Raw genomic sequence first — 20299 nt, 5'->3', positions numbered from 1 at the left:
GCTTGTGTTGATTGGCGCTTTTTTTGCTGAGTCTTGTGATGTCGGCAGGGGGACCGGCAGGGGAAATGGCCAGGGCGCCCGAGTATGCCGACCCCTTCGGCCCAGTGACTGGTGCCCTGATGTCACAGCAAACATGGAAAGGAGTCATATGGAAGGTGAAATGACCATGTCGCCCGTGCCGGCGACCAAAGCCCTGGCCCACACCCTCAAGGACGATGTTTACGGCATGGTGCTCGGGGTCATGTTTATCGCGGTCGGTCTCAACCTGCTCAAGTGTTCCGGCATGATCACCGGTGGCATCGCGGGCATCGCCCTGCTGCTCGCCCATGTCAGCAGTTTGCCCATCGGGGTTCTGTTCTTCATGGTCAACATGCCCTTCATGGTGTTTTGTTACTACACCATGGGGCGCGCCTTCACCATCAAGACGCTGATCGTCAACGTTACCCTCTCGGCGGCCACCCAGGCGGTACCGCTGCTGCTGACGGTGAGCTATGTCCACCCACTGTTTGCCGCCTTGGTAGGGGGGACCTTTCTCGGCATGGGGGTGTTGTCTCTGGCGCGCCACAATGCCTCCGTAGGTGGCACCGGGGTGGTAACGCTCTGGCTGCAACGGCGCGTTGGCATCAACGCGGGAAAGAGCCAGATGGTGCTTGATGTGCTGGTGTTTGCACTCTCCCTGCTCACCTTGCCACTGCCCTTGCTGCTCTGGTCCACCCTGAGTGCGCTGGCGATGAACGCCATGCTGATGAATTGGCACAAGCCAGGTCGCTATCAGGGAAACTGAACACCCGGCTGCACATAATTGGATCATGGAAAATGCTGTTCCGGGAGGTTGGAGGGAGAAAGGGGCTCAACGACAAAAAAGATCATCTTGTCGTGAAAAAAGGCATGATTACAGCTGAATTTATTAGTTTTTTGCGCCGTTGGCCGCGTTAAATCGGGCTACGCCATAAAAAATTCAAAAAACTTCTTTACCAGTGACCAATGCGTGAGTAAACTTCGTCGGCAATATTTTACACCCCCACTTCCTCAACGGTGAGATATTGCCATGCTCAGGATTGCCAAAGAAGCGTTAACCTTCGACGATGTACTGTTGGTTCCCGCCCACTCCGAAGTTCTTCCCAATACTGCCGATCTGCGTACCAAGCTGACCTCCGCCATCAGCTTGAACATCCCGATGATCTCCGCTGCCATGGACACAGTGACCGAAGCCCGTCTGGCTATCGCACTGGCCCAGGAAGGCGGTATCGGCTTTATCCACAAGAACATGTCCATCGAGCAGCAGGCTGCCGAAGTGCGCAAGGTCAAGAAGTACGAAAGCGGCGTGGTCACTGACCCCGTCACCGTACGCCCTGACATGACCATCGCCCAAATCAAGGAGCTGAGCCACAAGAACGGCTTCGCCGGTTACCCCGTGGTGACTGACGGCAATCAGCTGGTCGGTATCATCACCGGCCGTGACGTGCGCTTCGTGATTGACCTCTCCCAGACCGTTGAACAGATCATGACCCAGAAAGATCGTCTGGTCACCGTGCGTGAAGGGGCCCCTCGCGAAGAGGTGGTTGCCCTGATGCAAAAGCACCGTATCGAAAAAGTGCTGGTGGTGAACGGCGACTTCAAGCTCAAGGGCATGATCACCGTTAAAGATTTCCAGAAAGCCGAGCGCAAGCCGCACGCCTGTAAAGATGACAAGGGTCGTCTGCGGGTCGGTGCTGCGGTTGGTGCCGGTGCCGGCAACGAAGAGCGCGTCGCCGCGCTTGTGGAAGCCGGTGTTGACGTACTGCTGATCGACTCCTCCCACGGTCACTCCCAGGGCGTGCTGGATCGCATCAAGGCTACTCGTGACGCCTATCCGGATCTGCAGATCATCGGTGGTAACGTGGCGACCGCCGCGGGCGCCAAGGCGCTGGCTGCTGCCGGTGTCAATGCGGTCAAGGTCGGTATCGGCCCGGGTTCCATCTGTACTACCCGTATCGTGACCGGCGTGGGCGTGCCCCAGATCACTGCCATCTCCGACGCCGTTGACGCGCTGGAAGGCACCGGTATTCCGGTGATTGCCGATGGCGGTATCCGCTTCTCCGGCGACATCGCCAAGGCCATCGCCGCGGGCGCCAGCTGCGTCATGGTGGGCTCCATGTTCGCAGGTACTGAAGAAGCGCCGGGCGAGATCGAGCTCTATCAGGGTCGCTCCTTCAAATCCTACCGTGGTATGGGTTCTCTGGGCGCCATGTCCAAAGGCTCCAGCGACCGCTACTTCCAGACCGACAACGCCGCCGACAAGCTGGTACCGGAAGGTATCGAAGGTCGCGTGCCGTACAAGGGTCGCCTCAAAGAGATCATCCACCAGCAGATGGGCGGCCTGCGCTCCTCCATGGGCCTGACCGGCAGCGCCACCATCGACGACATGCGCACTAAAGCTGAATTTGTGCGCATCTCCGGCGCCGGGATGAAAGAGTCCCACGTCCACGATGTGACCATTACCAAAGAAGCCCCCAACTATCGGATGGGCTGATAAGACGGGGCCCTGCGCCCCGTTTTTCCACCCTTTTTTTATCCCGTGCCCTTTGTGACAACATCAGCCTGATGCAGGAATAAAATGACTAAAGACATTCACCAGCACCGTATCCTTATCCTCGACTTCGGTTCCCAGTACACCCAGCTGATCGCCCGCCGCGTGCGCGAAATCGGCGTTTACTGCGAACTGTGGGCCTGGGACGTAACCGAAGAGCAGATCCGCGAATTCAATCCGAGCGGCATCATCCTCTCCGGCGGCCCCGAGTCTGTCACCGAAGCGGGCAGCCCGCGTGCCCCCGAGTATGTGTTCAACGCCGGTGTCCCTGTGTTCGGCATCTGCTACGGCATGCAGACCATGGCCGAGCAGCTGGGTGGCAAGGTGCAATCCTCTACTGAGCGTGAATTCGGTTACGCCAAGGTGGAAGTGCTGGGCGAAGCTGGCAAGAGCAGCGCGCTGCTGCGCAACATCGAAGATGCCATCGCCGACAACGGCAATGCCCTGCTGGATGTCTGGATGAGCCACGGTGACAAGGTCACCACCATTCCGGCCGACTTCACCACCATCGCCCAGACCCCGACCTGCCCGCACGCGGCCATGGCCAACGAAGCCAAGCGCTTCTACGGCGTGCAGTTCCACCCGGAAGTGACCCACACCCGTCAGGGTGCCCGCATGCTGGAGCACTTCGTCAAAGACATCTGTGGCTGCGAATGCCTCTGGACCCCGGCCACCATCATCGACGACGCCGTTGCCCGCATCCGCGAGCAGGTGGGTGACGATGAAGTGATCCTCGGTCTCTCCGGCGGTGTCGACTCCTCCGTGGTCGCCATGCTGGTGCACCGCGCCATCGGCGATCGCCTGACCTGCGTCTTCGTGGACAACGGTCTGCTGCGTCTGAATGAAGGCGAGCAGGTGATGGAGATGTTTGGCGATCACTTTGGTCTGAACATCATCAAGGTTGAAGCGGAAGAGCGCTTTCTCTCGGCCCTGGCCGGTGTTGACGAGCCGGAAGCCAAGCGCAAGATCATCGGCCGCGTCTTCGTCGAAGTGTTTGATGATGAAGCGAAAAAGCTGAAAAACGCCAAGTGGTTGGCGCAAGGCACCATCTATCCGGACGTTATCGAATCCGCTGCCAGCAAGACCGGCAAGGCCCACGTCATCAAGTCTCACCACAACGTCGGCGGCCTGCCGGAAGAGATGAAGATGGGTCTGGTCGAGCCGCTGCGCGAGCTGTTCAAAGACGAAGTGCGCCGCGTTGGCCTCGAGCTGGGTCTGCCCTACGACATGCTCTACCGTCACCCGTTCCCGGGTCCAGGTCTGGGCGTGCGTGTTCTTGGCGAAGTGAAGAAAGAGTACTGCGATATTCTGCGCCGTGCCGATGCAGTCTTTATCGAAGAGCTGCGCAAAGCCGACCTCTACAACCAGGTCAGCCAGGCGTTCGCCGTCTTCCTGCCGGTGCGCTCCGTTGGCGTGATGGGTGATGGTCGCAAATATGACTGGGTGATTGCCCTGCGCGCTGTTGAAACCATCGACTTTATGACCGCCCACTGGGCTCACCTGCCGTACGACTTCCTCGGTCACGTATCGAACCGCATCATCAACGAGATCAACGGTATCTCACGCGTGGTGTACGACGTCTCTGGCAAGCCGCCCGCAACCATCGAATGGGAATAAGCGACTCGCGCCCTTCTACCCTTCGAGCATAAAAATGCAAAAAGACGCCCTTGAGGCGTCTTTTCTTTTCTCAATCGTTTGCGCTACATATCTTCTTTTTTAGAGCAGCTTTTTCGCCACCTTGCCCCTGTCATATGTGACAGGGGCATTTTTGCCATCCCGCACTAGGCTCTCTCATGCCAATTGAGCCCGCTGTCAACAGCGGCTTGTGGCAAGGGGGAGGGCTGAGCCAGTTGCAGATAGCTGCGCAAACGGGCCCATCGTTATCGCGCCAACCGGCAGTGATTACACCCCGGTGGAGACCGGAAACCACTTGAATCAACGGGGCGCAGCCCGAACGGCCAAACGAGTCGGGATCATAGAGCACGGAGAGTTTGATATGTCAGAACAAGCAGTGTTGGTGGGTGGATGGACCGCATATCACAAGCTGACCGCCGAGGATCAGGCGGTATTTGATCAGGCGCTGAAAGGATTTGTCGGGGTGCAGTACGTACCCTTTGAAGTCTCCACCCAGGTGGTGGCTGGCACCAACTACCGCTTCAAGTGCAAGAGCACTGTGCCGCTTGCCAAACCGATCCATGGCGAAGCCGTGGTACAGATCTTCAAATCACTGGACGGGGATGCCCATATCACCTCCATTACCCCGATTTGATTGGGGGCGGGGCTTGGCGGGGAGGGGGAGATCTCCTAACCGGTTTGCTCCAAATCCTGAAAATATGAAAGACGCCTTAGGGCGTCTTTTCTTTATCTATGATCTGGCACCGCAGATATATGTCCAGTATTGGTACGTCTTATTTAATTTGTTGATCTTGCTCAGGAAACTGCCATATCACACTTTTTATTATCTTCCTTACTAGCTAGCATACTGGCTCGGTAACAGCCTTTTTCGTCAAGCTAGAGTAGCCGCAGAGTTATATGGCAAGCTCAGTGAACTGACCTGTACCGCTTCCCATCTAATCGCCATTAGAGGTCACATGCAGCTTACAGTGCATGAAAACTGGATTGAAGGTGATGGTGTTCGCTTTAAAGGCGAATATCCAGTCCTCAGCGCATCACTGATTCACGAACACGTTTTGGTCATATATGACTGGATGGCCTTTGAGAGAAATAGCCCAGCTAGAAACCTATTTTGCTATGCTCGTGCGGGGAGTTTTATTTGGCGGGCATCAGATATTGGTCAAGGTGCGGTTGATGCTTACACCTACATTACAAGTGAATCTCCATTATGGGTAGGGAATTTTGCGGGATTCAACTGCAGAGTTGATGAGGCATCAGGTAATGTATTAGAGACATATTTCAATAAATGACCCTTAATATATTATTCACTTCGTTCACGGCTTTGCGAACTTTTAACAAAAAATTGGAGGGACTATGAGAAAGCCAAGAGTATTTATCGGTTCATCTGTTGAAAGCCTACCTATAGCAGATGCAATTGCTGAAAACTTAGAGTTTGATGCAGAAGTTACAATATGGCGGAATGGTACATTTAACATTTCGAGTAACGCTCTTGATGACTTGATTTCAAAAGCTAAGTCTGTAGATTTCTCTATTTTTATTTTTTCTCCTGATGACCTGACAGTTATTAGATCTAGAGAAAAGTATGTTGTAAGAGATAACGTAGTTTTTGAACTTGGTTTGTTTATTGGTGCAATTGGAAAGAACCGGTGTTTTATTGTAAAACCACGTGGCGTTGACTTGCATTTCCCAAGTGATCTTCTAGGTATTACTCCAACAGATTTTGATGCAAACAGAAGTGATGAAGACTTAGCTTCATCTCTTAATTACTCCGCTACACAAATAAAACGAGCTTTCAAACTACAAGGTTTGCTTGAACTTGATTCTGTTCAGGAAAAACCACGTATTGATGTAAATGCTCAATTAGCAACGCTCACCGACACAGATATGATCGCATTGTCAGTGTTACTTGAGTCTGTAAACTCAGATGTTGATGGTTGCGTTAGTTGGGATTTGTATAACCGTTTCGTTAAATATGATTTAAGTTCGGCTAAAATCAACTTGGCTATAATAAAACTCACCCGTTTAGGTATGATCGAAAAATTAAATAGCTCTGATTTTAATGGTAATGAGTATTTTAGCTACAAGTTAACTGAGTACGGAATTGACGTTTGTCTATCAAATCAAGATCGTATTGAAACTCTTACTTCACCAGAGAAATGTTAATCTGGCTGGGGTATGCCTCCGCTATTTAGAGTGTCGTAGGGTGCAATGAAATTGCACCTCTACTTTTGTTTCTCATACCTTGCACAAAAGCCGCTCGGCAAATGGTGCAATGCGCTGCGCTTATTGCACCCTACGTCTTTTCGTAAATCCGCTGGGGTGGGGTGGCTAGGCACCATGTCTTGCCAAGGCAACAAAAGGGGCGATCTGCGCCCCGATTTTTCTGTTTTCCCCGCTGTATATCGCCGCACGCTTGTCCGGCACAGCCTTATTGTCTGCTGACTCACAACCAACACTCCTGTTTCGTCACCCCCATCAGGCCGAGCAGACTAAAGGCTACCTTCACTCATACCTCGCCGTTTCCCAGGCGTGTATCGCCTGTTTGCGGGTCTCGCCCCAGTGATAGCCGCCGAGTTTGCCGTTTTGCTGGATGACTCTGTGACAGGGGATCATCAAGGCGACGGGGTTGGCGCCCACCGCCAACCCCACGGCGCGGGCAGCCTTGGGATTGCCGACGGCGCTCGCCACCTGGGCGTAGCTCACCACCTTGGCGGGCGGGATCTGCAGCAGCGCCCGCCAGACGCTGATCTGAAAGTTGGTGCCGCTCACGTGCAAGGAGATGGGGCGATCCGGCGCCTTGCTACCATCGAACATGGTGTTGATGACCCCCTGGGTGCGTGATGGCGCTTCTTGCAGCCTTGCCGCAGGCCAGCTGTGGGCGAGGGCGGCCAGCGGCGCCTGTGGGGCCTTTTCATCGAGAAACGAGAAGTTGCACACCCCCCGCGGGGTCAGGGCGACGAATGCCTGACCGAAGGGCGTGTCGTGCACCCCGTGATCGATAACCAGCCCGGCCCCGCGCTGCTTGTACTCGCCCGGCGTTACCGCTTCGAGCTGCACGAAGTGATCGTAGAGCCGTGAGCCGCTGCTAAGACCCAGGGTATCGGCCACCTCAAGCAGTGGACGCGACTCCTGCAGCAGCGCCTTGGCCCGCTCCAGGGTCAGCACCTGCAGATAGCGTTTGGGCGTCACTCCGGCCCAGCGGCTGAACAGCCGCTGGAAGTGAAAGGGACTTAAGTGCACGTGCGCCGCTATCTCGTCCAGAGTGGGTTGGCGCTCCACCTGACTTGCGATAAAACGGATGGCATCGGCGATGCGGGCGTAATCAGACATAAGGCGCTCTCACGATAAGGTTTCGGTCGCAGGATCTTGGGGGTGGCAAGGTCATGTACGACAAATTGATACCCCACCATCGGCCAGCAAGGCAATGCCGGTGGTAAAGCTGGATGCATCGGACGCGAGATAGAGGGCCGAGCGGGCGATCTCCTCCGGTTGGGCCAGCCGTTTGAGGGCATGCATATTCTGCACAAAGGCGAGGCTCTCTGGCGTATTGGCAAAAGCCCGTCCCATGGGGGTGTCGGTGCCCCCCGGCAGCAGGGCGTTGACCCGAATCCCTTGTGCCCCATACTCGGCGGCCAGCACCCGGGTCAGGCCAATGAGGCCCGCTTTGCTCGCCGCATAGGCCGCCATGCCGGGCAGTCCCAGGGTATGGCCGACAAAGGTGGAGGTAAAGATAAGCGAGCCGCCGCCGCGCGCCTGCATGGCGGGGATCTGGTACTTGGCTCCCACAAAGGCGCTGGTGAGGTTGGTATCCAGAATTTCCTGCCACTGCGTCAGTTCAAGCTGCTCTACGCTGCCCGGCGTGCCTGTGGTACCTGCGTTGTTGAAGGCGATATCTAGCCCGCCGAAACGGGTTAGCGCGAGATCAACAAGGTCGCGGGCGTAACTCTCGCTTTTCACATCTCCCGCCAGACTCACCGCTTGGCCCCCCTCGTGGCGGATCTCCTCCACCAGCAGATCCAGTTCGGGCTGGCGGCGGGCGCCGACGACGACGCTTGCGCCCTCCCGGGCAAACAAGATGGCGCTGGCGCGACCGATGCCGGAGCTGGCGCCGGTGATGATGGCGACCTTGTTGGACAGTAATGACATGGCAGTTCCCTCGCAGGTGTGTTGTGCGCCAGATATGAGGCGCACAAGGTTGGCTGTGGGTTGGAACCCCAATAGGTTCCAACCGACTTGGGTTTGGCCCCCACTATGGCAACCACTCCTTGCCGGGACGACCCGAATCTTGCTCTCTTTGTCCCCAAGTCGTTTTGCTACATGTCGATACAGGCCTTCGTGGCAACAAAAGGGGAGAACTGAGCCCCGAATTCTTTATAATGCCCCCCTTTAAAATCGCCGGATCCAGGTGCGGCGCGCCCTGTGTGCTGCAGTGAGGGGCGAGAGCCCCGGCGCCATGGTGGCTGCGTGCATCATCAAGCCTGCCTGGCAGGGCATTGACGGCGATTGCAATCAACAGACACGCTCCTGGATCAATAGCCCGTCATCTCCAGATAGCCGACCCCCTTGGCATCCCCCGAGACAGAGACCGCGCCCTCCCAGTAGTCAAAGCGACCTGTCATGGCCTGATTGGGCTGACGGGCTTTGATGGTGAGGCTCATTCCGGCGGCGTTTAGCTGCCACTCGACGGGGTAATTCTGCCCCTTGGGGCCGCGCCAGGTGTTGCCCGGGGTAAGGCGAATCGCGTCGGGGGCGAGCATCCGGCTGCTGCCATCCCGCTCAATCAAGATGCCGTAGCGATTCTCAGGCTCTGCGCGGCCCGCCTTGGTGCGCAGGCGAAACAGCATCAGCTCGCGGCCATCGGCCAGTTGCAGCGAAAACCAGTCCCAGCCCGATTGCCACTCGGCCAATACCGAGCTGCTCCATTCGTGATCAAACCACCCTTGGCCTGTGACGGTGCGGGTCTCGCCATCACGAGTCAGGGTGCCGTGAAGAGTGAGGCGCGGGTAGGAGTAGTAAAAGGAGGCGTTGCCTGGGCTCTTCTCGCTGTAACCGGCCTTGCCTTGCAGCACCAGCGGCTTGGCGGCAGTGACGGTGAGGTTCAGCTCGCCAATCTTGCTCTGTACCTTGAGGGTGGCGGGGAAGAGCGCCGCCCCTTGCGAGGCAAGCCGCCACTCCCTGAGCCAATATTGGCCGCCGCTGGCCCCCGCCAGTCCCGGCCCCTGCCGACTGGCCCGCTCATCTTGCTGGTGGCTGCCACGGTCGAGATCCGTGATGGCAAACTGGGCCAGCCAGAGCTGGGGCGTGAGCCAGGGGTTGCTGGTGCGAAGATCTTGTTCGATACCCTGGCGAAACAGAGTCCACTGCATGCCATATTCGCGCCCCTGTTCATCCTTGAGGTTGCCGGTGAGATACCACCACTCGGAGCGGTAATCGGGGTGGGCGGCGTGATCCTCCGGCAGTTTGATAGTTTGCCCCAGCAGCACCTTTTTAAAGCTGTCGCTGCCACCCCCGAGCAGGGCGCCCAGATCGCTGGCAGCGATAGCTCCGCTATAGAGCGTCCAGAGCATACCCAGCGCCAGCGGCCACCCTTTGATCTGTTTCATACCACTCTCCTTGCCGCATACCAGGATGCCAGTGCGCCACATACCGGTGCCAGCAACAGGGCGGTGACCGCATGAAGGGGGGCGGCCTCGAAGGCGAGGCGCCAGCCAAAGGCGCGAGGGTTGACCACCTCGATCAGCACCCAGGCGAGGCCATACCCCACCGGCAGAGCCAGCAGGGCGGTAAGCAGCCCCAATCCAGCCCCTTGCCACACCAGCAGCTGGCGGCAGTGGCGGGGGCTCAAGCCCAGACTCTGCAAGATCTGCAGCTCGCCACGGCGCGCCAGCCCCAGCACCATAAAGGCCGAGCCTATGCCGACAAAGGCGATGCCGAGGATCAGCAGTTTCAATAGCTCGGTCACCACAAAGGTCTGGTCAAACACCTTGAGGGCCGCGCTGTGAATGGCGGGGGCGGAGAGCAGATTGAGCTGCTCGCCAAAGCGCTCGCGCAGGTGGTCGGCCAGCTGCTCGGGATGGTCGCTAAAGAGGGCGAGGGATTGCACCGCCCCCGCCTCGAAGGCATGCAGGATCTGCCCCTTGTCGCTGCCGTAATCCTGATAGACGCCGGTGACGGTGAACTGCCTTGGCCCCTGCTCGCCGCTGATCGCCAACGTCTGGCCCACCTTGACCCCGAGGCGCACCGTCAGCGGTTCGCTCGCCAGCGCTTCGTCTGGGCGGGTCGGCCAGCGTCCGGCCAGCAGCGGATAGGCCGCTTTAAGCTGGGGGATAAAATCCATCTGCGCCCACTCGATGGGCTGCCCCTGCCAGCGGGCCGGATGCACTGAGCGGCGCGAGGCGGCGCTCACCAGCGGATTGGCGAGCAGGGGCTTAAGGGTCGCTTCGCTCAAGGTGCCCTTGCTGCCCGCCACCCCCTTGGGGGCGGTGACATAGAGATCGGCGGCCAGACGCTGGCCGAGCCAGATCTCCACGCTTGAGCGAAAACTCGACACCATGACCCCGATGCCGATGGCCGCCGCGATGGCGAGCTGCAACGCCATCACCGCGATGGCGGTGCGATCGAGGTGATAGAGGGTCTCGGCTACCCCGAGCCGGGCCGTGAGGGGGCCGCCCGCGCGCCGTCGCAGCCAGCCAAGCAGGCCGCGCAGGGCATCGGGCAGCCAGAGCGCCATGGCCAGCAGCCAGCCTCCGGCGATAAACAGCGCACCGGTGAGACCGGTTTGCGGCAGCCACAGGCACAGAGCGCACAGCAGCAAGATGGCGATGGCCAGCACGCGCCGTCGCCACGGGTGCGCAGGGGGGCGGCTGCTCCCGGCGCGCAGTTCGAGGGGGGATTGGCGCAGCAGTTGCCACCAGCCGGGCAGGTTGGCGGCCAGCGTGCCGAGCAGCCCGATCAACAGCGCCTTGAGCAGGCTCACGGGGGAGAGGCGCAACATATCGATGGGGTTGGGCCCATAGAGATCGGCCAGCGCCTGGGTGAGCTGCCCCATCAGCGCCAGCGCCAACAGGCTGCCGAGCAGCACCCCGAGCAGGGTGCCGATGGTGGCAAGAATAAGCAGTTCCAGAATGAGCCAGCGGAGCACCCGGCTCGGCCCCATCCCCAGAATGATCAACTGGGCCAGTTGGGGGCGGCGCACGCTCTGGACAAATCGCTGGGCGTTGAACACCAGAAACAGTCCCACCGCCATGGCGAGCAATGAGAGCGCCGTCAGGTTGAGGGCCAGCGCATCGCCAAGCTGGCTGGCATCGAGCGCCGGGCTAATGGGCTCAAGCCACAAGGGCCGGTTCGGGTAACGGGTTTGCAGGGTGGCCTGCAGGGTACGAGCCTCGGCGTCGCTTAGCTTGAAGACGATGCGATCGAGCCGACCCGTTTTATCCAGCAACGGCTGGGCGAGGCCGATATCGGTTATCAGCAGCCGCTCCATGGGCACGGCGCCCGGTTCGAACGTGCCCGCCAGCGTCAGGGTCAGGGGGCGGGCGCTTGCGCCATCACTGCCGCCCAGCACAAAGCGGCGGCTCTGGCCTGCTTGCCAGCCAAGGCGATCTGCCTCGGGGGCCGCCAGCCAGATGCTGTCGGCACGGTTGAGGGAAAAGGCGGGCTCGCTTGCGGGTTGGGCGCCAAACAGCTGGCGCAGGGGGCCGGGGTTGAAGAGATCCATCCCAAGCAGTTGAAAGCTGCGCCCCTCTTCATCCTTGAGCCAGCCATGGATCTGGGGCATGGCATCGAGGGCGGGCTGGCTGGTCACCAGTTGTACATAAAGCTGTTCATCCAGCCCACCAGCGGGGGCCAGCCGGTAGTTGGCTTCCCCTGCCAGCTGGCTGCGGGCGGCAACAAAATTGGTACGGGCACTGTGGTTGAGCAGCTCGATGGCCACCACCAGTGACACCCCCAACACCAGCCCGGCCAGACTCATCAGCAGCAACCAGGGGTGACTGCGATAGAGGCGCAGCAGCGCTTTGAGTGGCAGCATCAGCGTGCTCCCGGCAGTTGCAGTCGCCGTTTAGTCATGACGGGGTCCCTTGAGCTCGATAAGTTGGCCCCCTTCGAGGCGCAGCACTCTGTCGGCCAAGGCCGCATAGGCGGGGTTGTGGCTCACCAGCAGCAAACCGGCGCCGGTATCGCGCACTGCCGCCACCATCAACGCCATTACCTGTTCGGCATTGTGCTCATCGAGGCTGCCGGTGGGTTCGTCGGCGAGCAGCCAACCGGGTTGATGGATGAGGGCGCGGGCCAGCGCCACCCGCTGACGCTGACCGCCGGAGAGCTGCTCCGGCCAGGCATGGCGCTTGTGGCTCATATCGAGCCTGTGCAGCAACAGGTCAATCCTGGCCTCATCCGGTGGCAGAGCGTTGATGGCGAGCGGCAGGGCCAGATTCTCGGCCACGTTGAGGGTCGGCAGCAGGTTGAAATCCTGATAGACGATACCGAAATGGCGGCCCCGCAGGCGCGCCCGCTCGTCGGGGGAGCGGGTGTCGATCCGGGTCTCCCCCAGCCAGATCTCCCCTTCATCCGGTGCAATCAGCCCGGCGATCAGATTGAGCAGGGTCGACTTGCCGCAGCCGCTTTGGCCCAGCAGCAGGGTGATCTCGCCAGCGGGGAGGGCGAGATCGAGATGGTGGAACAGCGGCAGTCGTTCACTGCCGTTATCGAAGCTCTTGCAGAGGTTGCGCAGGGTCAGCATGGGATAACCGTTTGATGGTCAATGGCTTTCATCATGCTTGGTACGCTAGCACGGCCAGCATTGATCAACACCCCTTACGGCTGATCAAGAGTGCCAGTTAGTGATCAAGGCGGCAAAAGAGCAGTGGATCCTCGCTGGATCCCGCTTGCCCGAGGTGGTTAGAATAGGGGCTTCCATGGGTCACAGGATGAGCAAGGATGTTACACAAGCAAGTCAGTTTTATCATCGATAGCAAGGGCAACAAGCAGGCTGCCGTCGTCCCCATCGAGATCTACAACGAGCTGATGACCCTGCAAAAGGCACTCTCCGACAACCGGCCGGGGGAGCGCGAGCTCTACCACTTCAACGGCAAAGGGGCCGAGGCCCACGGTTATCCGGTGGGCAAGCGGCAAAATCCGGGCTTTATGGTGCTGGCCGGTTCCACCGCCAATGGCGAGGATGCCGCCTCCCTGCGTGAAGCTGTGATCGAGCTGCGTCACGAACTGCTGGAGAAGGGGGTTATAGTGCCCCGCAGTCAGGGCGGATTTGTCTTTACCGCCGATCAGCTGTTCAACAGCCCGAGTCTGGCGGCCAGTCTGGTGGCGGGCAACAACCGTAGCGGGCTGGATGCCTGGCAGAACAGCGCAGGTTATACCCTCAAGCAGTCGGGTTTCGGCAAGAAATAATCCCGCGTTTTGACAGCACACCAATTAATCGTTAATTGACCTGGATGAATTCTTCTTTTCATCCAGGTGCTAGCATGGTTGCCAGACGGTTCTAAAAGGAAGAGACCATGTCTGCGCTCACCCCTGTTATGTTGCTGCTTTCCCTGTTTATCCCTCCCGCCCATGCCAGTAGTGGCCCTGTTTTGTTGACATCCTCCGCCATCGGACTTTTTTGTGTCGGATTGTTTGTGTTGGCCTACGCCCTGGTGATGGCTGAAGAGTATCTGCAACTGCGCAAGTCCAAACCCGTGCTGGTGGCCGCCGGGGTGATCTGGATCCTGATCGGTATCGCCTACCAGCAACAAGGGATGAGCCCTGTCGCCGAGCAGGCATTTCGCCATACCTTGCTGGAATATGCCGAGCTGATGCTGTTCCTGCTGGTGGCGATGACCTACATCAATGCCATGGAGGATCGCAGGCTGTTCGATGCCCTGCGCGCCTGGCTGGTGCGATCCGGTTTTCACTTGCGCACCCTGTTCTGGTTGACTAGCGGGTTGGCATTTTGCATCTCGCCGGTGGCAGACAACCTGACCACTGCGCTCTTGATGTGTGCCGTCGTGTTGAAGGTGGCCAATGGTGATCGGCGTTTTGTGAACCTGGCCTGTATCAATATCGTGGTGGCAGCCAATGCCGGTGGTGCTTTCAGTCCTTTTGGGGATATCACCACCCTGATGGTGTGGCAGGCGGGCAAGGTACAATTTGGCCAGTTCTTCACCCTGCTTATTCCCTCTCTGCTCAATTTTCTGGTCCCGGCCATCCTGATGAGCCTGATGGTGCCGCGTCATGTGCCGGAGGCTGATAACGAGGTGGTCGATCTCAAGCGGGGTGCCCGCCGCATCGTCGCGCTGTTCTTGCTGACCATCATCACGGCGGTGCTATGCCACAGTTTCCTCCACCTGCCACCCGTACTGGGCATGATGCTGGGACTCGGTTATCTGCAGTTTTTCGGGTTTTATCTGCGCAAGTCGTTGCCACGATCCCTTGCACGCAAACGGGCGCTCTACGAACGCAATGGCGACACTGAAAGATTGCGCAGCCTGGGCTCTGTGGTGCCATTCGATGTGTTCAACAAGGTGGCCAAGGCGGAGTGGGATACCTTGCTCTTCTTCTACGGAGTGGTGATGTGTGTAGGGGGGCTGGGCTTTATGGGCTATCTGGAGCTGGTATCACACTGGTTTTATGCCGGTGGGGATCCCACCATAGCCAACATCTTCATCGGGGTGTTGTCGGCCATCGTGGATAACATTCCCGTGATGTTTGCCGTGCTGTCGATGAACCCGGATATGGCGCTGGGGCAGTGGCTGCTGGTGACCCTGACCGCCGGGGTGGGCGGCAGCCTGCTCTCCATCGGCTCTGCGGCCGGTGTTGCCCTGATGGGACAGGCCCACGGCATGTATACCTTCTTTGGCCACCTGAAGTGGCTGCCGGCCATCTTGCTCGGTTATCTGGTGAGCATAGGGGCGCACCTCTGGCTCAACAGTGCCCAGTTCTGAACGTCTGGGCTCCAGTACGAAAAGAGGCTTCCGTCGACGGAAGCCTCTTTCGTTTTCCCTGACAGGCGGCGGGGGGATCAATCGCCTCGCTTGCCGGTCAGCAGCCAGTAACTCAGGGTGGAGCCCACGCCGCAGCAGGCGATGGCGATGGCCATCGGCAGCGGCGAGTGGGGCGGATTGAGGTTGACCAGAATCCCGACCAGGGCGCCGATGCCAAAGCGCAGGGTGCCCGCCAGTGCCGAGGCGGTGCCCGCAGATTGCGGGAAGTGGCCCATCAGGCCGGTCATGGCGTTGGCGCCCACCAGACTGATATGGCCGACAAACAGTACCACCGGAATGACGATGCCCCACAGGCCGCCGGTCTGGCTCCAGGCGTTGTAGACCAGCAGGGCGCCCGCGCAGGGCAGCACCAGCAGACCGTATTGCAGCATCCGCTCGGCGCCCACCCCTTTCACCAGTCGGCTGTTGACGAAGGTGACCACCATCATCAGCAGGATATTGAGGCCAAACAGCCAGCCGTAGTGCTCGGTCGGCACCTTGAAATACTCGATATAGACGTAAGGGGAGCCGCTTAAGAAGGCGAACATGCCGGAGCTGGAGAGGGAGCCGCACAGCACGTAACCCATGGCGCCGCGATGGGAGAGCACCCCCCAGTAGTTCTTGAGGATCTGGCCGATCTTGAGCGGCTGACGGTGCTCCGGTTTCAGGGTCTCCTGAATTTTCCACTGCATCACCAGACAGATCAGCAGACTGATCCCCACCAGCAGCCAGAAGATCACCCGCCAGTCGGCGTGGGCGCTGATATAGCCGCCCACCACAGGCGCCACCAGCGGCGCCAGGGTCATCACCAGAATGACGAACGACATGGCGCGGGAAAAGGCATCCTTCTCGAACAGATCGCGCAGCAGGGCATTGACCACCACAGAGCCCGCCGCGCCGCCCGCCGCCTGCAACATCCGATAGGCCAGCAATTCAGGCAGGGAGTCCGCCATGGCGCAGCCCACCGAGGCGATGGCAAACATCACCAGCCCCGCCAGGATCACCGGCTTGCGGCCATAGCTGTCGGCGAGCGGGCCGTAGAAGAGCTGGCCGATGGCAAAGCCGCCCAAAAAGGCGCTGATGGTGAGCTGGGCGCCGTCGATGCTGGTGGCCAGATCCCGGGCGATGGCCGGAATAGCGGGCAGATACATATCCACCGCCAGCGGGGTCAGACCCGCCAGAGCGCCGAGCAGGATAAACAGAAAACGGGGGGAGAGGGCGGCAGCCTGAGCTGTTGGCGATTGGGGCATAGGGTATCCGCTGGTGAACCTTGGTTGAAAAAGGGAGAAGGGCGAGTCTATCAGGTTTGCCCCCGCTCGGCATGACGTTCCTGCCCCCTCAAAAGGGGGAGGTGCCCGGCGGCTCAGCCACCTTGGGGTGCACGCTTGCGGTCACGCGGGCGCGCTGCGCGGATCACTCCCCCCAGCCAGAGCAGCCAGGCCAGCGACGAGATGGCGTACCCGAGCCGCTCCGGCCAGCGGGCGGTGAGGGTAAAGGTGAGGCTGTGTTGTCCGGCGGGCACCCAGACCTGTACCAGCCCGTTACGGGTGCTGCTGACGCTAAGGGGCAGATGCTGGTCGAGCCTTGCTTGCCAGCCCGGATAATCAAACTGGTGCAGGATCAGTTTGGCGGGCGCCGGGGCATCCACCGTCAATTCGATATGACGAGGCTGCCAGCGCTGGATCTGCCAGTTCACCCCCTGATGGTCGCTGGTGATGGCGGGCTGGAATTCCTCTTTCCAGGCCAGCAGAGTGGGGGCAAACATGCCGCGTGGCACCTGCTTTGGCCGATATTCGCGGGCGCTGCGCTTGCTGTCGAACTCCCCGTCGAGCTGACTCTTTACGGGAGCCTGGGTGAGCGGCGCCTCGCGTACATAGAGTCCCTGCGAGAGCAGGGTGAGGGCAAGCAGTAGCCACCAGACCCACTGCCACGGGCGATAGGTGGGGGTACCCAGCGCCACCACGGCGACGGTAGCGATGACCAGCAGCAGATTGAGACGCCAGGGAAATTGCACCAGTTGCAACGGAGTGAGCAGGCGCCACAGGGGCTCGCTTGGAGGCAGCATCATCAGAAAGCTCAGGGTGCCAATGACCCCCCAGAGCAGCAACTCGGGATGGCGCGGCTCGCGGGCGGCAGCCCAAGCTACCAGTAGCAGAGCCAGGGTGAGCAGCGTCAGCCAGGCGAGATGGCCGCGAAAGCGCCAGTCATCACGGCTTTGGGGCAAACGATCGAGAAAGTTGCGCTGAAATTCGAACATGCCGGTGCGCATCTGCTCCATGGAGATCCCCCCCTGATCCAGCAGAGCGGGCAGCAGCAACAGGCTGGCCATCGCCAACCCCCAGAGCTGGCCCAGCAGGGTGCCAATGAGCGGGGAGGCGGTGACAGGGACACTGACAAGCGCTGTGCTCCCCTTGTAGCGCCAGACCAGTAGCAGGCTGCGCAGGGTGAGCAAGCCCAGAATGAGCAGGGTGCTTGGTAGATGGGAAAGCGTCAGCATGGAGACCGCCAGTGCGAGCAGCAGTAGTGCAAAGGGGGCGCCGCGGCAGAGGCGATCCTGCGCCAGCAGTGCCAGCGGCGCCCAGACGAAGGCCCAGCTCTCCGCCAGGGCAAAGCGGGCGTAGATATCGATGGCCAGATGATAGGGCAGCGCCATATAGAGCAGACTGGCCGCCAGCGCCCGTCCGTGGCCGGCAAAGGGACGCAACCAGAGATAGGCAAACTGGCCGGAGAGCCAGAGTGCCACGCTGCTGCTCCAGAGCAGCGGCGTCATCGCCTCGTGGGCCAGTGGGGTGGGGCCGGCGAACAGTGCGCTCACATAGTAGGGCAGGGGGGGATAGAAGAAAAAGACCGGGCTGCCGAAGGCGCCGTTCATCTCCATCAACCAGCGCGGATAGAGCTCACCTTGCCACAGTTGCACGGCAAAGAAGTGACCGGAGAGCAGGTGGTGAAACAGATCATGGCCCTGACTGCCGCCGCGCAGCCAGAATGGTAGCAACAGGAGGGCACAGGCCCCGGTCAGCACCGACAAAACCCACAGCCACTCTCTGGTTACACGCATAAGGAGACTCGTCTGTTATGGATGCGCTGTGAGTGTACCCGAGTTGTTCCCCTCTTTTTTAGTTGCCTTGGCGGATTTTTGTGCTCTTTATATGTTTCTTGTCACTTTCCCCATGGGTTGTCTGCCGCGAGGGAATGGCGAGCCAGAGTCCGGGCTCGGCGGCAAAGCGTGGGGCAAACCAGTGCTGGCGCACCGCGCTGGGCATTTCGTTCGCGGCGATGGGGCGGCGACTGAGGCGGCAGGCTCCCTGAGAGAGTGCCAGCGCCGCATCCCCCTTGTACCAGCCATCGGTGACGGCCAAGGCTGTGGTCTCCCGCAGCAGCCGCACTCCCCACTGGGTCACCAATGCCGGACACGCTTTTTCTGCGAGCCTTGCTGCCTGCTCCATGGCGGGTGGACGGGGCAGGGTAAAGGTTACTCCGAGCAGCAGCAATCCGGCCACCGCGACCACCCCCTCGCCACGGCGCGGCAGCCAACCTGCCAGCAGAACTATGCCAAGCAGTGTAATGGGCGCCAGATGGCGGGGATTGTCGGGATTCTGGCCAAACAGGGTCCAGAGCAGCAGGGCGAGCCAGTAGAGTGTCCAGAGTGGGGAGAGGGCGGCAGGGTGGTTTTTTGATCTTTGCCAAAGCGGCAGCACCAGCAAGGCACCCATCAACATAGGCCAGAGCGGGGTCAGCTGATCGTTGAAGGTGCGCGCCCAGCTCAGCAGCCGATCGCCGTGGGCAGCCGCCGTGTTGCCCCACAGGGTAAAGTGGCCGTCGGTAAAGCGCCGCCCCTCGCTGAAATAGGCCCAGCCATCGGCTTGCCAGACAAACAGCAGGCTGATAAGCCCCACCAGCACGATGGGGAGCACAAACCTGACGCGCGTGCCCTGCTGCGCCAGCCCGAGCCACAGCGGCAGCAGCGCCAGCACAAAATAGGAGGGGCGCAGTGCCAGCATAAGGCCCAGCAGCAGACCCGCCAGCGCAATTCTGCGCTGCTGCAAGGCCAGCAGCGACCCGAGCCAGGCGGCGAGCGCGGGCCCGTCCGAAAGGCCGGAGAGCGCCAGCGTCGGGGTGAGCGGCAGGGCCAATACCAGCAGCCAGACGGGGGCGAGCAGGCTGGGCCGTTGCCACAATTTGACCGCCAGCAAGGCGGCGAGCGGCGCCAGCAAACTGCTACCGAGCAGGCTTGCCCACTGCACCGCACGGGCCGGGTCGTCCACCAGCAGATTGATCAGCCGCGCCAGCCAGATAAAGGCGGGGTAGCCCGGAAAGTGGGGTGAGAACTCCAGCACGCTAAAGCGCGTCACCCCGTGGGCGAAATTGAGGGCATCGTCGGAATCGAGCGCCACCGGGAAGGCCAGCAGCCAGCCGAGCCAGACCAGTTGCAGCAGGATCAGCAAGTAGGGTCGATTAGCGAAGCGTAATCGGCCGTGGTGACGCCCCCCTTCTCCCCTTGCGGGAGAGGGGCCGGGGATGAGGGGGGCCGTCGGCATCAATGAGAGGTCATCAAAGCGGCGCCAGCACGGCCATCAGCGCTTTTTCTGCATCGCTAAAAGCTGCGGAATCAGCGGGCTTGGCGCCCACCCCGAATACCCCCGGGTTACCGATGGCATCGAGCACCTTGGCCAGCGCCTGCTCGGCCGCCTTGCGATCCCCTTCACTGAGGGAGGGGAGGATCAAGTCGAGGAAGCGCTTGCTCTTGACCACCAGCACCTTGGCGGTCTGGTAGTCGCCAAGATTTTGGCTTGCCCCTTCGAGGCGGCGCTCGATCTCCGCCTTGTAGGCGCGGTTGAGCAGGGCCGCGGTAGCCGCGGCGTCTTTGGCCTTGATGGCTGCGGCCAGTGGCGCTTGCAATTCCACCTTGTGGTGCTGCTCCAGATAGGTCAGCTCCTCGGCAATTTCGCTCAAGGTGGCGCTGACATCCTTGCCGTCAGTGGCGGCGCCCAGCAGTGCCTCGCGGGCGTCGATCAGCGGCTCCTTGCCGGCGGCGGCGTAGGAGTAAGCCTGTGCTTGTTCGCTGAGGGTCAGCAGCAGCAGGGTGAGGGCGAGTAAACCCGGGCGGATGGTCATCCTG

General features: G+C 60.2%; 17 protein-coding genes. 8 read left to right on the top strand and 9 right to left on the bottom strand.

What is annotated here, in order from left to right:
* Nucleotides 1–148 precede the first annotated feature (148 nt).
* The 6 genes from G5149_RS01865 to G5149_RS01840 all read left to right on the top strand — a co-directional run bounded on the left by G5149_RS01865 (nucleotide 149) and on the right by G5149_RS01840 (nucleotide 6367).
* Nucleotides 149–784 carry a YitT family protein gene (locus tag G5149_RS01865; protein ID WP_216953846.1) on the top strand — a complete coding sequence of 212 codons (636 nt, stop codon included), beginning with the start codon at nucleotides 149–151 and terminating at the stop codon, nucleotides 782–784.
* Between the two features lie 264 nt (nucleotides 785–1048).
* Complete coding sequence (guaB, locus tag G5149_RS01860) at nucleotides 1049–2512, top strand: IMP dehydrogenase (protein WP_005345006.1); 1464 nt, start codon at nucleotides 1049–1051, stop codon at nucleotides 2510–2512.
* A gap of 84 nt (nucleotides 2513–2596) precedes the next feature.
* Nucleotides 2597–4186, top strand: a complete 1590-nt coding sequence (guaA, locus tag G5149_RS01855) for a glutamine-hydrolyzing GMP synthase (RefSeq protein ID WP_040066364.1) — start codon at nucleotides 2597–2599, stop codon at nucleotides 4184–4186.
* A 379-nt stretch (nucleotides 4187–4565) separates the two neighbouring features.
* Nucleotides 4566–4838: a hypothetical protein gene (locus G5149_RS01850; RefSeq protein ID WP_005337011.1), complete on the top strand. Its 273-nt coding sequence runs from the start codon at nucleotides 4566–4568 to the stop codon at nucleotides 4836–4838.
* A gap of 322 nt (nucleotides 4839–5160) precedes the next feature.
* Nucleotides 5161–5493 carry a hypothetical protein gene (locus tag G5149_RS01845; protein WP_139348866.1) on the top strand — a complete coding sequence of 111 codons (333 nt, stop codon included), beginning with the start codon at nucleotides 5161–5163 and terminating at the stop codon, nucleotides 5491–5493.
* Nucleotides 5494–5557: 64 nt separating this feature from the next.
* The gene (locus tag G5149_RS01840) at nucleotides 5558–6367 is read left to right on the top strand and encodes a nucleotide-binding protein (RefSeq protein WP_335841998.1); all 810 of its coding nucleotides are present in this window, start codon (nucleotides 5558–5560) and stop codon (nucleotides 6365–6367) included.
* A 339-nt stretch (nucleotides 6368–6706) separates the two neighbouring features.
* Here G5149_RS01840 and G5149_RS01835 read toward each other — a convergent pair whose 3' ends face one another.
* From G5149_RS01835 to G5149_RS01815, 5 genes are all read right to left on the bottom strand, one after another.
* Complete coding sequence (locus tag G5149_RS01835; protein WP_421211327.1) at nucleotides 6707–7534, bottom strand: bifunctional transcriptional activator/DNA repair enzyme AdaA; 828 nt, start codon at nucleotides 7532–7534, stop codon at nucleotides 6707–6709.
* A gap of 51 nt (nucleotides 7535–7585) precedes the next feature.
* A complete protein-coding gene (locus G5149_RS01830; RefSeq protein ID WP_421211325.1) occupies nucleotides 7586–8350 on the bottom strand; it encodes an SDR family oxidoreductase in 765 nt (254 codons plus the stop codon).
* A gap of 383 nt (nucleotides 8351–8733) precedes the next feature.
* Entirely contained in the window at nucleotides 8734–9807 is a 1074-nt protein-coding gene (locus G5149_RS01825; RefSeq protein ID WP_421211323.1) for a lipocalin-like domain-containing protein, read from the bottom strand.
* Nucleotides 9804–12233, bottom strand: a complete 2430-nt coding sequence (locus tag G5149_RS01820) for an FtsX-like permease family protein (RefSeq protein WP_421211321.1) — start codon at nucleotides 12231–12233, stop codon at nucleotides 9804–9806. Before G5149_RS01820 ends, G5149_RS01825 begins: the two co-directional genes overlap by 4 nt.
* A 30-nt stretch (nucleotides 12234–12263) precedes the next feature.
* On the bottom strand, nucleotides 12264–12944 hold the full coding sequence (locus G5149_RS01815) for an ABC transporter ATP-binding protein (protein ID WP_421211319.1): 681 nt from the start codon (nucleotides 12942–12944) through the stop codon (nucleotides 12264–12266).
* Between the two features lie 197 nt (nucleotides 12945–13141).
* Between G5149_RS01815 and G5149_RS01810 the strand changes: the two genes are divergently transcribed.
* Both G5149_RS01810 and nhaD read left to right on the top strand, forming a co-directional pair.
* Nucleotides 13142–13609 carry a DUF4357 domain-containing protein gene (locus G5149_RS01810; RefSeq protein ID WP_005333716.1) on the top strand — a complete coding sequence of 156 codons (468 nt, stop codon included), beginning with the start codon at nucleotides 13142–13144 and terminating at the stop codon, nucleotides 13607–13609.
* Nucleotides 13610–13716: 107 nt separating this feature from the next.
* Entirely contained in the window at nucleotides 13717–15141 is a 1425-nt protein-coding gene (gene nhaD, locus G5149_RS01805) for a sodium:proton antiporter NhaD (protein WP_421211317.1), read from the top strand.
* Between the two features lie 77 nt (nucleotides 15142–15218).
* Here nhaD and G5149_RS01800 read toward each other — a convergent pair whose 3' ends face one another.
* From G5149_RS01800 to G5149_RS01785, 4 genes are all read right to left on the bottom strand, one after another.
* A complete protein-coding gene (locus G5149_RS01800; RefSeq protein WP_076491839.1) occupies nucleotides 15219–16430 on the bottom strand; it encodes a Bcr/CflA family multidrug efflux MFS transporter in 1212 nt (403 codons plus the stop codon).
* A gap of 113 nt (nucleotides 16431–16543) precedes the next feature.
* The gene (locus tag G5149_RS01795) at nucleotides 16544–18238 is read right to left on the bottom strand and encodes a hypothetical protein (RefSeq protein ID WP_421211315.1); all 1695 of its coding nucleotides are present in this window, start codon (nucleotides 18236–18238) and stop codon (nucleotides 16544–16546) included.
* A gap of 58 nt (nucleotides 18239–18296) precedes the next feature.
* On the bottom strand, nucleotides 18297–19625 hold the full coding sequence (locus G5149_RS01790; RefSeq protein ID WP_421211460.1) for a hypothetical protein: 1329 nt from the start codon (nucleotides 19623–19625) through the stop codon (nucleotides 18297–18299).
* A 106-nt stretch (nucleotides 19626–19731) separates the two neighbouring features.
* Nucleotides 19732–20295 carry a hypothetical protein gene (locus G5149_RS01785; protein ID WP_421211313.1) on the bottom strand — a complete coding sequence of 188 codons (564 nt, stop codon included), beginning with the start codon at nucleotides 20293–20295 and terminating at the stop codon, nucleotides 19732–19734.
* Nucleotides 20296–20299 lie beyond the last annotated feature (4 nt).

This window comes from Aeromonas sp. 600479 (assembly GCF_049175515.1).
GTDB classification, from domain to species: domain Bacteria; phylum Pseudomonadota; class Gammaproteobacteria; order Enterobacterales; family Aeromonadaceae; genus Aeromonas; species Aeromonas veronii_A.
Note: the sequence above shows the minus strand (reverse complement) of the source record. Positions and strands in the feature narration are given on the sequence as shown.